Annotated in this window: 11 protein-coding genes and 1 tRNA gene; 4 read left to right on the plus strand and 8 right to left on the minus strand. The window is 71.7% G+C overall.

The features are described from left to right. Positions 1–39: 39 nt before the first annotated feature. Positions 40–114, minus strand: a tRNA-Val gene (locus tag ACFWM7_RS27330). Positions 115–348: 234 nt separating this feature from the next. Here ACFWM7_RS27330 and ACFWM7_RS27335 point away from each other — a divergent pair. From ACFWM7_RS27335 to ACFWM7_RS27345, 3 genes are all read left to right on the plus strand, one after another. Further along, positions 349–1,161, plus strand: coding sequence for a DUF4097 family beta strand repeat-containing protein (locus tag ACFWM7_RS27335; RefSeq protein ID WP_383265222.1), 813 nt, complete (start codon positions 349–351; stop codon positions 1,159–1,161). 353 nt (positions 1,162–1,514) lie between these two features. Further along, positions 1,515–2,816: a hypothetical protein gene (locus ACFWM7_RS27340; protein WP_383265224.1), complete on the plus strand. Its 1,302-nt coding sequence runs from the start codon at positions 1,515–1,517 to the stop codon at positions 2,814–2,816. 42 nt (positions 2,817–2,858) lie between these two features. After that, a complete protein-coding gene (locus ACFWM7_RS27345; protein WP_356564390.1) occupies positions 2,859–3,080 on the plus strand; it encodes a zinc ribbon domain-containing protein in 222 nt (73 codons plus the stop codon). A 51-nt stretch (positions 3,081–3,131) separates the two neighbouring features. Here the strand turns inward: ACFWM7_RS27345 and ACFWM7_RS27350 are convergent, their stop codons facing one another. The 4 genes from ACFWM7_RS27350 to ACFWM7_RS27365 are packed head-to-tail and all read right to left on the minus strand — an operon-like array spanning position 3,132 to position 8,524. Then, positions 3,132–3,791 (minus strand): O-methyltransferase, encoded by a 660-nt coding sequence (locus ACFWM7_RS27350; RefSeq protein WP_383265226.1) that lies wholly within the window; start codon positions 3,789–3,791, stop codon positions 3,132–3,134. Between the two features lie 41 nt (positions 3,792–3,832). Further along, a complete protein-coding gene (locus ACFWM7_RS27355) occupies positions 3,833–4,666 on the minus strand; it encodes an HAD family hydrolase (RefSeq protein ID WP_383265229.1) in 834 nt (277 codons plus the stop codon). Continuing rightward, positions 4,663–7,287, minus strand: coding sequence for a phosphoribosyltransferase (locus ACFWM7_RS27360; protein ID WP_383265232.1), 2,625 nt, complete (start codon positions 7,285–7,287; stop codon positions 4,663–4,665). The genes ACFWM7_RS27355 and ACFWM7_RS27360 overlap by 4 nt, the downstream gene beginning before the upstream one ends. A gap of 10 nt (positions 7,288–7,297) precedes the next feature. Beyond that, positions 7,298–8,524: an HpcH/HpaI aldolase/citrate lyase family protein gene (locus ACFWM7_RS27365; protein WP_383265235.1), complete on the minus strand. Its 1,227-nt coding sequence runs from the start codon at positions 8,522–8,524 to the stop codon at positions 7,298–7,300. A 212-nt stretch (positions 8,525–8,736) separates the two neighbouring features. On the opposite strand from ACFWM7_RS27365, the gene ACFWM7_RS27370 reads away from it, so the two are divergent. Continuing rightward, a complete protein-coding gene (locus ACFWM7_RS27370; protein ID WP_383265238.1) occupies positions 8,737–9,660 on the plus strand; it encodes a TerD family protein in 924 nt (307 codons plus the stop codon). A gap of 26 nt (positions 9,661–9,686) precedes the next feature. Here the strand turns inward: ACFWM7_RS27370 and ACFWM7_RS27375 are convergent, their stop codons facing one another. From ACFWM7_RS27375 to ACFWM7_RS27385, 3 genes are all read right to left on the minus strand, one after another. Further along, positions 9,687–10,421 carry a Tellurium resistance gene (locus tag ACFWM7_RS27375; protein WP_383265240.1) on the minus strand — a complete coding sequence of 245 codons (735 nt, stop codon included), beginning with the start codon at positions 10,419–10,421 and terminating at the stop codon, positions 9,687–9,689. A 149-nt stretch (positions 10,422–10,570) separates the two neighbouring features. Continuing rightward, positions 10,571–11,722: a DUF475 domain-containing protein gene (locus ACFWM7_RS27380; protein ID WP_383265243.1), complete on the minus strand. Its 1,152-nt coding sequence runs from the start codon at positions 11,720–11,722 to the stop codon at positions 10,571–10,573. A gap of 70 nt (positions 11,723–11,792) precedes the next feature. Beyond that, entirely contained in the window at positions 11,793–12,368 is a 576-nt protein-coding gene (locus tag ACFWM7_RS27385) for a TerD family protein (RefSeq protein WP_010057499.1), read from the minus strand. Between the last annotated feature and the right edge of the window lie 91 nt (positions 12,369–12,459).

Genomic DNA, 12,459 nt, shown 5'->3' on the forward strand with positions numbered 1-12,459 from the left:
GGACCATGATCGGTCGGGGGGCTTCGTCGTGTTTCGTACTGGTGGGCGCGGACGGTTTCGAACCGCCGACATCTGCTTTGTAAGAGCAGCGCTCTACCCCTGAGCTACGCACCCGTGGATGAGGCAACAGCGTACATCGACCGGGCCGCTGCTCATAAACCGTTCCCGGGCGGGCCCGGGCCGTCCTCCGAGGGCACCTCGCCGGGGGTGGTTCCGGGGGATAACCCCACCCCGAGACGGTAGCGGTCCGGATCCCGCCGGGGGCCGTCGGTGCATACGGTTTGGAGTGCACCGGCAGCGACGTCCGGTGGCACCGTCCGGCAGCACGCATCTGGGGGACCGATCACCGTGGACATCGTTACGAGCGCACCGAACCGCACCCGGCCCACGGCGCGCCTCGGGGCGCCCGGGCGGGCCCTCGCTCTGGGGGGCGGGGTGGTGTTGCTGGCGCTGGCTCTCACCGGGTGCGGGAGCACGGACGTCGACGGCGCGCCCGTCGAGCGCAAGTCGTTCGCTCTGGAGGGGAAGACGCTGACCATCAGCGCCGAGAACGGCCTCGTCGATCTCGTGCCGGCCGACGTGGAACAGGTCGAGGTGGAGCGGCAGGTCGACGGGTGGGTGGTGTTCGGCAGCGGGCCGGACTCCGTCTGGAAGATGGAGGACGACACCCTCACGCTCCGGGTGAAGTGCGAGGGGATGGCCAACAACTGCGACTCCCGGCACCGGGTGAAGGTGCCGCGCGGGGTCGATGTGAAGGCCGTGTCGGACAACGGGACGATCAGCGCCGTCGGCTTCGACCGCGCCCTGGATCTGTCCTCCGACAACGGCGAGATCAACGTCCAGGACGCGAGCGGCGCGCTGAAGCTGAAGAGCGACAACGGGGAGGTGCGGGCCGACCGGATCACCGCCTCCTCCGTGACCGCCCACGCCGACAACGGGGAGATCCGGCTGGGCTTCAGCTCCGTGCCCGACCTCGTGGACACCGTGAGCGACAACGGGGGCATCACCATCGACCTGCCGCCGGGCGGGCAGAAGTACGCGGTCAACGCCGCCGCCGACAACGGGGACGTCTCCATCCAGGTGCCGCGCGGCGACGACAGCGCCCATGTGGTGAAGGCGCGCAGCGACAACGGGCAAGTCACCGTGCGAAGCGCGAACTAACCGACCCGTGTGTTCGTCCTTACCTGGTGGGAGAATGTACCGGGCAGGGCGAATCGGCACGGGAGAGGGATGTGACGGCGACACACGCGCGGCCGCAGGCAGGAGCGGGTGGGAGTTCCGCCGTCCGGAGTGGTGCGGGTCGGCCCCGCGGGGAGTCCCCGGTCCCGGGCGATCAGGGCGGTTTCGGCGGGCAGGGCGGGTCTGGCGGGCGGGGTGACTTCGGCGGTCGGGGCGAGTCTGGCGGTCGGGGCGGGTCCGGCGGTCGGGGTGGCTTCGGCAGTCGGGGCGGGCCCGGCCGTCCTGCGGGCTCCGGCGGTCCGGGGGGCTCCGGGGTTCGGGATGTCCTCGCGCTGGTGCTGCTGCCCGTGCCCCTCGTGCTCGCCGCGCTTCCCGCCGCCTTCGCCGGTGGCGGTACGCGCCGGTGGTTCGGCGGGCGCGGCGGGGAGAATGAGCGGGCCGAGGCGCAGGCCGCGAAGGACGCCGCCGCCGAGGCCTTCTACGAGCTGGACACCGCCCAGCGTGATCTTCGGATCTCCATCGAGACCATCAACGCCGTGGACAGCTCCTCGCGCGGCCGCAAGGCCGCCGAGGACTTCGCCGCGCTCGGCCGGCGCATCGACGAGGTCAGTCACGCCTACATCACCGCCGTCGACAGCCACGACCTGGACCGGGACGACCTGGAACCCGCCGTCGCCTCCCGGGCCCGCACCGAGCTGACCCGGGCCAAGGACGACCTCGTGCGGGTCAAGGGCGAGCTGGACCGCTTCGCCCAGGGGCTCGGGCCCCTGCTGGGCAGCGCGGAGACCCAGCTCGCCCGGCTCGCCCCCGCCGTCGAGCGGGCCCGGCAGGCGCTCCTGGCGGCGAGCAACGCCCTCGACACCGTGCGGGCCTCCGGGCTGCGGGCCGACGAGCTCGCCGCCCGGCTCGCCGCGCTCGCCCCCGAGCTGACCAAGCTGAACCAGGGCGCGGGAAAGCACGGCGTCCCGGAGACCCTCCAGCGCGCCGATGTGGTCCTGCGGGACGCCGAGGCCGTACGGACCGAAGCCGAGCGGCTGCCCGAGCGGGCCGCCGAGATCGACCGGCGGCTGGTGTCCCTGCGGACCCGCGCCCAGGCGCTGACGACGCGGGCGGGCTCGGTGGAGCCGGTGCTCAGCGAGTTGCGGCGGCGTTTCTCGGCCGCCTGCTGGCAGGACCTCCAGCCCGTCCCGGAGCAGGCCGCAGTGAACGTGCGGCAGGCCGAGGAGAAGCTCGCCGAGGCGGCCAAGGCGCGCGACGAGCAGCGCTGGGCGGACGCCACGTCCCGGCTGTCCACGGTCCGCGCCCTGCTCAACGCCACGGACGAGGCGGTCTCCGCCGCCGGGGACCGGTTGCAGCAGTTGAACGCCGTGGCGAAGGACCCGCAGCAGGAGATCGAGCGGACCCGGTTCGCCGTGCGGGACGCCCAGCGCCTCGCCATGGCCGGCCGCCACACGCCCGACCCCCGGCACGCACGGCCGCTCGACGACTCCGTCGCCCGGCTGGAGCGGGCCATCGCCGGGCTGGAGGGTCGCCACCCCGATTACTGGCACTTCCTGACCGAGACCGAGGCCGTGCGGCAGACCGCCGCCCGGGTCGTCTCCGACATCCGCGAGGAGCGCGGCGGCGCCCAGGGCTAGGGGGGCGTGGTCTCCGGGCCCCGATGGCTCTAGCCTGAGCCCATGCCTCGTTACGAATTCCGCTGCCGCACCTGCGGAGACACGTTCGAACTCAGCCGTCCCATGGCGCAGTCCTCGGACCCCGCCTCCTGCCCCGCAGGCCACGACGACACCGTCAAGCTGCTGTCCGCCGTGGCCGTGGGCGGTGCTGCCGGGTCCGCTCCCGCGCCGTCCGCCGGCGGTGGGGGTGGCGGTGGCTGCTGCGGGGGCGGGTGCTGCGGCTGAGCTCTCCCGCCTCCTTCTCCTCCTACCCCTGCACCTCTACCTCTTGCACCTCTACCTCTTGCGGGACAGCGTCAGGCCGTCCGAGACCGTCAGCAGGACGCTGTCCATCCGGGCGTCCGCGCTCACATGGTCGTTGAACTCCTTGATCGCCGCCGTCGGGCCCGTCGCCTCCGGGTCCGTCACCCCGCCGTGGAAGAGCACGTTGTCCGTGGCGATGACCCCGCCCTGCCGCATCCTGGGCACCAGCTCCTCCCAGTACGCGATGTAGCCGCCCTTGTCCGCGTCCAGGTAGGCGAAGTCGATGTGCGGCTCGGCGGGCATCGCGCGCAGGGTGTCCAGGGCCGGGGCGATGCGCAGGTCGATCCGGTCCGCTACGCCCGCCTTCTCCCAGGCCTCACGGCCGTACGCCGTCCACTCCTCCGAGATGTCGCAGGCGATCAGCGTGCCGTCGGCGGGCAGCGCCTGGGCCATCGCCAGGGCGCTGAACCCGGTGAACGTGCCCACCTCCACCACATGCCGGGCGCCCACCAGCCGGACGAGGAAGGCCAGCAGCGGGGCCTGTTCCTCGGCCGACACCATGCCCGCGTGGTCGGGGAACCGGGCGTACGTGGTGTCCACCAGCTCCCGCTGGACCGGGTCCAGCGGCGGGTTGTGGGCCAGCATGTACGCGTACAGCTCGTCGGTGATCTTTGTGTCGTTGCCCTTGGTCATGCCCCCAGCCTCGCGCAACGCTCGCCCGCGCGCAGGGGAACTCACCCAGCAGCGGCCGCCAGGAAGCGGCGCAGGATCTCCTCCCCCGCCGCCCCGCCCCGCTCCTCCAGGGCCACCACGTGCGGGGCCCGCCAGCCCTCGTCGGCCAGTTCGCCGTGGCCGGGGCGCCAGCCGAGGTCGGCGGCGAGCAGCAGGTCGGCGTCGAGGAGGGAGTCCCCGGCGGCGAGCGTGCGCGTGGCGCCGGCGCGGCGGGCGACCTCGTGCATCGCGGCGCTCTTGGTCAGCGGCGCCGGGACGACGTAGATCTTGCGGCCCTGGAGGGAGACCGTCCAGCCGCGCGGCCGCGCCCAGGCGGCCAGCTCCTTCACCCACTCCTCGGGCAGGAGAGCCCGCTCGACGACGAGGTAGGCGAAGAGGTCCTCGGCGACCCGTTCCTTGAGGAGCCAGGCCGGGTCGGCGGTGGTGGCGAGGTGGGCGCGGATCTCGGTGAGCGGCGCGCACTCGGCCGCGATCCGGGCCTCCACCTGCTGCTGCCAGTCCCGGTCGGAGATCCCGTCGACCAGGATGTGCCCGCCGTTGGCACAGATCGCGTACCGGGGGGCGGGGCCCGGGAGGTGGATGCGGTGGTACTGCTCGCGGGTACGGGTGGTGGTCGGCACGAAGACCGTCGCGCCCGCCACCTCGGTGAGGAGCGCGGCGGCCGTCTCCGTCATGTAGGAGAGGGGCTTGTGGCCGTACACCTCGACGCACAGGAGCCGGGGGGCCTCCGCGTCCGGCATGGACAGGTCGAGTGAGGCCGCCGAGTAGATGAGCGTACGGTCGAGGTCGCTCGCCACCAGGGTGGTGGAGCCGTTCACAGCGGTCGGGGTGCTCATGCGCCCTTCACCGCCTGGTCGTCGGCCACAGCGCTGCCTCCCGCCACCGCCTTGCCGTCCGCGCCCGTCGCGCCGCGCGTGTAGCGGGGGTGGATCAGACCGACACAGCTGTACGGGAGGTCGTCGACCTCCTCGACCGGGACGCCGCGTTGTTCGGCCAGCAGCCGGATGTGGGTCAGGTCCGCGCCCGCGCCGCGCTTCGCGAGGATCTTCCAGGGGACGCGGCGGAGCAGCACCCGGGTGGTCTCGCCGACGCCCGGCTTGACCAGGTTGACGTCGTGGATGCCGTACTCCTCGCTGATCCGCTCGACGGCCGCCCAGCCCTCCCAGGTCGGGGCCCGGTCGGCGGCGAGCAGTTCCTTGGCCTCGGCCTCGACCGGGCCCGCCACCTCGTCGAAGCGAGCGGCGATCGTGTCGAGGAAGTGGCCCGAGACATCGGAGTCGGCCAGTTCCCGGTAGAACTTCCCGCCGTGGAAGTCGTCGGGCCCGACCAGGTCGGCGCGGAGCACCGTACGGGAAATGAGCCCGGACACCGTGGAGTTGAGGCAGGCCGAGGGGATGAGGAAGTCCTCGCGGGTGCCGTACGTCCGCACGCAGCCGCCCGGGTCCGCGAGCACCGCGATCTCCGGGTCGAAGCCGACGGGCCCACCCGAGGCCTCGAACTCGCTGATCGCCGCCGCCAGTTCGCGGGTGATGGCACCCTTGCCCGTCCAGCCGTCGACGAACACCACGTCGGCCGGGTCGTGATGGGCGGCCAGCCAACGCAGGGCGGTGGCGTCGATGCCCCGGCCCCGGACGATGGAGATGGCGTAGTGCGGCAGATCCAGACCGTGCCGGTGCTGGGCCCAGCGGCGCATCAGCACCCCGACCGGCGTTCCGGCGCGGGCGAGCGACACGAGCACCGGGCGGGGACCGCGTTCGGCGAGGACCGTCTCGGTGACCGTGCCGACCGCGCGGGCGATGCGCGCGGCGGAGGTCTCCAGTGCGGCGGTGAACAGCGCCTGGTACTCGGCGCTCGGCTGGTACTCGACGGGCAGCGACTCCGCGTAGTGCGCGCCGCCGCTCTGGATGGCCTCCTCGCGCTCCTCGGTGGGCGCTTCCAGCTCGGTGTCCGAGAGGTCCTGGAGCAGCCAGCCGACGTCCTCCGGGGCGTAACTGGAGAACTCGGGGCCTCGGAGGGGATCGGGCAGCACGGCGGGCTCCGATACAGGTGTGGGGGTGTACGAGGGGACGACCGCGAGGAGTACCCGGTCGGCGTGGACGCCTAGCTGGGCCAACAAGCCTTCGGGGGCGTGCAGTTCGGGGGTGTCGGCGGTGGAGTCGACGACGGCGACCACGGCGTCGAAGCCGGCGCCCGCCACGTTGTACGCGTACCGGTCGCCGGGTCCGTCCGCCGGGTCGTCGTGGGCCGGGAAGACGAGGCGGGTGCGTATCGCGTAGCCGGGGTCGTCGACGGCGAGGACGGGTGAGCGGGTGGTGGTGGAGTAGCGGACCTCGGTGCCGGCTCCCAGGGCGGCTTCCAGCGCGGTGCCCAGGCGCAGCGGCGCGTACATCAGCTCCTCGAAGCCGAGGACGAGGACCCGGCGGGGGCCCTGGTCCCGGCCGCCCGAGTCCTGACGCCGGTACCGGCCCTGGTCGCGGCCCCGGTCCGCCGCCTCGTCGCCCAACGCCGCCGCGATCCGCTCCGCCATGTCCGGCAGCGCCGCTTCCAGGGCCGCCCGGTGAGCCGGGGTGAACCCGTGCCGGCCGCCGTCGGGGACGCCGGCCGGCCACTGGAGGTCGACGCGGGTGACCGGGGCGGGAGCCGGTGCGGCGGGCGGCTCGGAAGCGGAAACCTCCGCCTCCTGCTCCGCCTGCCCGGCCTGCTCCGCCTCCTGCTCCGCCACCAGGGCCTGGCCGCGTTCCAGTACGCCGTCCGGTAGGGCGACCGTCCCGGCGCACCGGGTCACCAGGTCCACCCGGGCGCCGATCTCGGCGGCGAAGTCGGTCAGCCGGTCGCGGTCCGCCGGGGAGCGCATGTCGACCAGGGCGACGATGACGTACCGCTCGCGCGGGTGCAGGGCGTGCAGCGCGCGGATGGTGTTCAGGACCGTGTTGCCGGTGGAGAACTCGTCGTCGACCAGCACCAGCGTCGAGGTGTCCGCCCCGGGGCCGCCCCCCGCCAGCAGCCCGGGGTCCTCCGGCAGCAGCAGGTGCGAGGTGGCGTGCGAGTGGGCCTCCTCGAAGCCGCCCGCCTGCTGCACGCCCGCCACCGGACGCCGGGTCGAGTGCAGGTACGGGGCGTCCCGCAGGCCGTCCGCGACGGCGTGGCCGAGACCGGTGGCCGTCTCCGCGTATCCAAGGACCACCGCGCGGCGGGCTTCGTCGGCGCCGAGCAGCGCCCGTACGCGCTCACCGAGCTCGAACCCGGCCCCGTGCACGACGGAGGGCCGCTGGGGAACGTGCTTGCCCAGCACGTTGGACACCAGCAGATGCGCCCGCTTGGGGTTGCGGCGCAGGGCCAGACCCAGCAGCTCCTGGAGCTCTCCATCGCCTTCGAGGGCGACCCCGAGCCGCTCGGCCACCCACTCGCCCGACCACACCACGTCCACGATCTCTTCTCTCGTCGCGCGCTCGCTCATCGATGCGCGCTCAGTTCGTCAGGCCGGCGGCCAGCAGGTCCACGAAGCCGACGTCTTCCCTCGCCACCCCGAACACCTCGGCCCGCTGGAGCGTGCGCTCGGCCCAGGCCCGGTGGGGCTTCACTTCGTTCATCTTGTTCGTGTACGCCGAGCGCAGCACCCCGCCGCCCCCGCGCTCGGGGCTCAGGATGTCCTGGGCGTCGGTGAACTCCTCGTGGCTGACCACGGACAGTGCGTGGACCGGCGCCACGTGCGAGGGGTGGATGCAGGTCTTGCCGAGCAGGCCGTTGGCCCGGTCGAGCTCGATCTCCCGGAGCAGTCCGTCTAGGTCGTGCTCGATGAGCGCCGTGCGCAGTTCCTCGGCCCGGCCCTCCAGGAAGGGGCTGCGGCGCAGCTGGGGCTTGAACATGCGCTCCTGGCGGCGGAAATACTCCCAGACCGGGCCGGTGATCGTGAAGCCGGTGCCGTCGGCCCGGCCGAGCACGTTGACCACGTCGGCGATCACCGAGGCGACGATATGGACGTCGTACGCCGTCATGTCGGGCGCGCGGCGCAGTCCGTAGGCCGAGCAGAAGTCGGTGACGCCGAGCCGCAGGGCGAGCACCCGGTCCCGGTACTTGTCGACGACGCGGGCGATGCCCCGGAGGATTTCGCCGCGCGTCTCCAGATGGAGCAGCTCGGGGGATTCGAGGACCGGCATGGCGAAGAGGCGTCGGCCGCACGCCGTCTCGGCCTCGGCGAGCGCCTCCAGGAAGTGCCTCCCCCGCTCTTCGGTGAATTTGGGAAGTACGAAACCGGACAACATGCGGACCGAGTCGCCGAGGCGTCGTACCAGGTCGGTGATCTGGCCGGGTTCCCGTACGCGGATGAAGAGGAGCGGGATGTCGGCGTCGGCCGCGTCCGCCGTGCCCGTGGCGTCGCCCGTGCTCCGCCCGGCGGGTCCGGACGCCGTGTCCCGGGCGGCCAGGGCGGCGAACTGCCTGATCAGGTTGGCTTCGGCGTCGGTGACCTCGGCGTCGTCGATCGAGTCCTCCAGGCACAGCACCATGGAGACGACACCGCGCGCGGCCTGCTTCAGCACGTCGTCGGCGAGCGACGGGCGGGTGGCCGGGGAGTAGAGCGTGGCTCCCAGGGCGACGGAGAGCATCCGTGCCGGGGATTCCGCGGTGAAGGCGTGGGGTTCCCTGAAGAACAGGCCCTCGCGGGCAGTGGGCGATATGTGCCCGAAGTGACGCATGATTTTCCCCCGAACTGCCTGACCGGCCGAACAACGCATGGCCGGTAATAGTACGTACGGACGGGTGTCAACAGTTCCCCATGTACATGAATTTCCGGTTACCCGCCCCTTGTGCGACCCCCTCTCGCGGTACCGTCCCGGTCTGCCCGCGCCGCCGCCGGGCACGGCCGTGCCGCCCCCCGCGTTGTCCGCACGGGCCCCCAGCAGGCAGGATGACGGTCATGACGCACACGATGCTGAAGGGCTCGAACGTCCCCGTCGATGCCGCGGCCGTCCGGGCCGTGCTGCGCTGGACCCCGGGCCCCGGGGTTCCCGACGTGGACGCCTCCGCCCTGCTCCTCGGTGCGTCCGGCCGGGTGCGGTCGGATGAGGACTTCGTCTTCTACAACCAGCCCCGGCACCCCTCCGGCCTGGTCCGGCGGCTGCCGAAGCGCAGTGTGCCGGAAGGGCTGACGGACACGGTCGAGGCGGACCTCGGGGCGCTCGACGCTTCGGTGGACCAGGTGGTCATCGCGGCCTCCTCCGACGGGGCCGCCTTCGAAGAGGTCCCGGACCTGCGCATACTCCTGTTCGACGCCGCGTTCGCCGAGGGCGAGCCGCTGGCGGTGTTCGATGTGCGGCCGGAGACCGGGGAAGAGACCGCGATCATCTGCGGCGAGCTGTACCGCCGCGGCGAGGGCTGGAAGTTCCGCGCGGTCGGCCAGGGCTATCCCACCGGCCTGATCGGCCTGGCCACCGCCTTCGGCATCTCGGTGGACGAGTCGGAGGCGGCGAACGGGGAGCAGCCGGGGGGCGGGGCGCAGGACCCGGCCGCTCCGGCGGGCGCGGGTCCGCTCCCGGCCGCCGTGCCCCCGCCCCCGGCGGTGCCGCCGGGGCCCGTGCCGGCCACCGGGGCCACCGGGCTCGGGCCCGACTCCCAGGCCACGGTCCAGCACCAGCAGCCCTCCTACGGCTATCCGCCTCCGGTCGCGCATCCCGCCGCCGCCCCCGCCGCGGCCCACCAGCCGACGTACGGCTATCCCCAGCCCGCCGAGCCGCTCGCGTACGGCTATCCGCAGCCGGCGGCGGCCGCCGCACACGCGCCCGACCCCCATTTCGTGCTGCCTCCCCAAGGTCCGCAGTTCGTCCGGTCCTGAGCCGGGCCCCGGGACACGGCCCGGGCTCACGTGCGGGACTTGTAGCCGCGGCCCCATTGCATGCCGTAGCCGTACAGCCGGTCCAGCTCCGACTGGAAGCCGTACACGAACTTCACCTCGCGGCGCACGATCAGCTCATCCTTGATGTTCTCCACGGTGAACACCGCACAGGAGCGGGCCTGCGGTGCGCGTTCGTCCAGCTCGATCTCGATGCGCGGGCCGTTGCCCGGGTAGAGCGTGATCTTGGCGTGCGTGCGGTCGAACGCGGGCGTCCGGTCGTAGATGTAGACGAAGAACAGCAGCCGCTTGATCTTGTCGCGCTGGTCGAGGTTGACGTAGACCGTCTCGCCGGAGGGCGCGCCGAACCGGTCGTCGCCGCTGAGCCGGACGTAGGGCGGGCCGTTGAGGTCGCCGATCAGGCTGCCCAGCGGCTGCACGACGCCCTTGGTGCCGTCCATCAGCTCGTACATGCAGCCGAGGTCCAGGTCGACGTTGACGACGCCCTGGGTGTGCGCCTGGACCACCTCGGGCTTGAAGAGCTGGAGGGGGCGCCGGAGCATACCGCTCTGGCGGGAGCGGCCCTCGATGTCCGAGGTCCGCATCCGCCAGGAGAGGTTGACCCGGAGGTTGCCCGAGAGGGCGCCCTGCTTGTTGAGCGAGACCGTGGCGTTCCGCTTGGACAGCACGATGGCGCTCGACGTCGAGTTGCCCGAGTCGAACTGCGCCGCGCGCCCCGGCCACAGGCCGTCGAAGAATCCCATCCCTACCCCCACCTGTTCACGCTGTTCGCGCCGCCTGTTCGCGCCCCGGACATCACTGCGGGGCGGCCAACGGGCCGGGTCCGGGAGATCCCGGAGAGCCGTCGCCGTGTGGGCCGCCCCGCAGAGAGCGTTCCTCAATCCCTACCGGGTCACACCCCGGAGGACACTTCCGCCTTGCTTCCCGAGCCGTCGCCCCCGCCGGATTCGGCGGCGAGCGCGCGGTTGCGCTTGACCGAGGACCAGAAGGAGAGGGCGATCAGGATCACGCCGACCGAGCCGGTGATGAGCTCGTTGATCTCGTGCTGGATGGTGATCAGCAGGATGATCGAGAGGGCGCCGATCGCGTAGTGGGCGCCGTGCTCCAGGTAGACGTAGTCGTCGAGCGTGCCCTCGCGCACCAGGTAGACGGTGAGCGAACGGACGTACATGGCGCCGATGCCGAGGCCGAGGGCCATCAGCACGATCTCGTTGGTGATGGCGAAGGCGCCGATGACTCCGTCGAAGGAGAACGAGGCGTCCAGGACTTCCAGGTAGAGGAAGAGGAAGAACGCGGCCTTTCCGGCGAGGGCGACCCCGGTGACGGGCTTGCCCTTCTTCTTGGCCTCTTCCTCGGCCTCGTGCTCACGCTCCTCCTCCTCTTCGAGCTTGCCCTCGAAGAATCCGGAGAGTCCGCCGACGATCAGGTAGGTGATCAGACCGGCGATGCCGGAGAGCATGACCGTCGCCGACTTGTCGACGTGCCCGCCGCCGTGCTGGTGGGCCTGGGTCGCGAAGGTCATGGCGGTGATCATCAGGATGATCAGCGCGACGCAGACCGACAGCATGTCGACCTTGCCGAGCTTGGCGAGCGGCCGCTCGATCCAGCGCAGCCAGTGGATGTCCCGGTCCTCGTCGAAGATGAAGTCGAGGAAGATCATCAACAGGAACATGCCACCGAAGGCGGCGATCGACGGATGGGCGTCCGTGACCAGTTCCTTGTACTTGTCCGGGTCGTTGAAGGACAGGTCGATGGCCTCGATCGGTCCGAGCTTGGCGCTCACGGCCACGATCACGACGGGGAACACCAGTCGCATACCGAAGACGGCGATGAGGATGCCGATGGTGAGGAAGATTTTCTGCCAGAAGGCATTCATCTTCTTCAGGATTCCGGCGTTGATCACCGCGTTGTCGAAGGACAGCGAGATCTCCAGGACGGACAGGATCGCGACGATACCGAAGGCCTGCCACCCCCCGTAGAAAATCGCTGCGACCAGGCCGAGCGCGGTGACCGCGAACGACCAGCCGAAGGTTTTCAGAACCACTGGCTACCCCATCGTGTTGTTAAACGGGTCTCCCCCGGTGTGTCGGGGCTCCCCCGCGCCGTGCGGGGCGTTATGAAACGTTGACGCCGAAGTCTAGAGCGATGCCTCGCAGGCCAGACGCGTACCCCTGGCCGACTGCACGGAATTTCCACTCGCCGTTGTACCGGTAGAGCTCGCCGAAGATCATCGCGGTCTCCGTCGAGGCGTCCTCGCTCAGGTCGTAGCGGGCCAGCTCCTGGCCGTCGGCCTGGTTGACCACCCGGATGAAGGCGTTGCTGACCTGGCCGAACGCCTGGCCTCGGTTGTCCGCGTCGTGGATCGAGACCGGGAAGACGATCTTGTCGCAGTGGGCGGGCACCTGGTCGAGGCGGACGATGACGGACTCGTCGTCTCCGTCGCCCTCCCCCGTGAGGTTGTCGCCGGTGTGCTCGACGGAACCGTCCGGGCTCGTGAGGTTGTTGTAGAAGACGAACCACTCGTCACCGAGCACCCGGCCCGACTGGCACAGCAGGGCGCTGGCGTCGAGGTCGAAAGCGGCGCCCGTGGTGGAGCGTGCGTCCCAGCCGAGCCCGACCAGCACCTGGGTGAGGTTGGGTGCGACCTTGGAGAGGGAGACATTGCCTCCCTTGGCGAGCGTGACGCCCATGTGTGTCCTCCCCGAGTCATGAAAAAACGCTGCCGGGGGGGGTGGGCGCCCGGGGGGGGGGGGGGGGGGCGCCCGGCGGGGGGGGGGCCGG

Origin of the sequence: Streptomyces sp. NPDC058375, assembly GCF_042723425.1 — a bacterium.
GTDB lineage: Bacteria > Actinomycetota > Actinomycetes > Streptomycetales > Streptomycetaceae > Streptomyces > Streptomyces durocortorensis.

Bases quoted from the DNA above. Each gene is read 5' to 3' on its own strand.
- ACFWM7_RS27345 (WP_356564390.1), top strand. From the start codon at position 2,859: ATGCCTCGTTACGAATTCCGCTGCCGCACCTGCGGAGACACGTTCGAA.
- ACFWM7_RS27350 (WP_383265226.1), bottom strand. From the start codon at position 3,791: ATGACCAAGGGCAACGACACAAAGATCACCGACGAGCTGTACGCGTAC.
- ACFWM7_RS27365 (WP_383265235.1), bottom strand. From the start codon at position 8,524: ATGCGTCACTTCGGGCACATATCGCCCACTGCCCGCGAGGGCCTGTTC.
- ACFWM7_RS27370 (WP_383265238.1), top strand. From the start codon at position 8,737: ATGACGGTCATGACGCACACGATGCTGAAGGGCTCGAACGTCCCCGTC.
- ACFWM7_RS27385 (WP_010057499.1), bottom strand. From the start codon at position 12,368: ATGGGCGTCACGCTCGCCAAGGGAGGCAATGTCTCCCTCTCCAAGGTC.
- ACFWM7_RS27355 (WP_383265229.1), bottom strand. From the start codon at position 4,666: ATGAGCACCCCGACCGCTGTGAACGGCTCCACCACCCTGGTGGCGAGC.
- ACFWM7_RS27375 (WP_383265240.1), bottom strand. From the start codon at position 10,421: ATGGGATTCTTCGACGGCCTGTGGCCGGGGCGCGCGGCGCAGTTCGAC.
- ACFWM7_RS27360 (WP_383265232.1), bottom strand. From the start codon at position 7,287: ATGAGCGAGCGCGCGACGAGAGAAGAGATCGTGGACGTGGTGTGGTCG.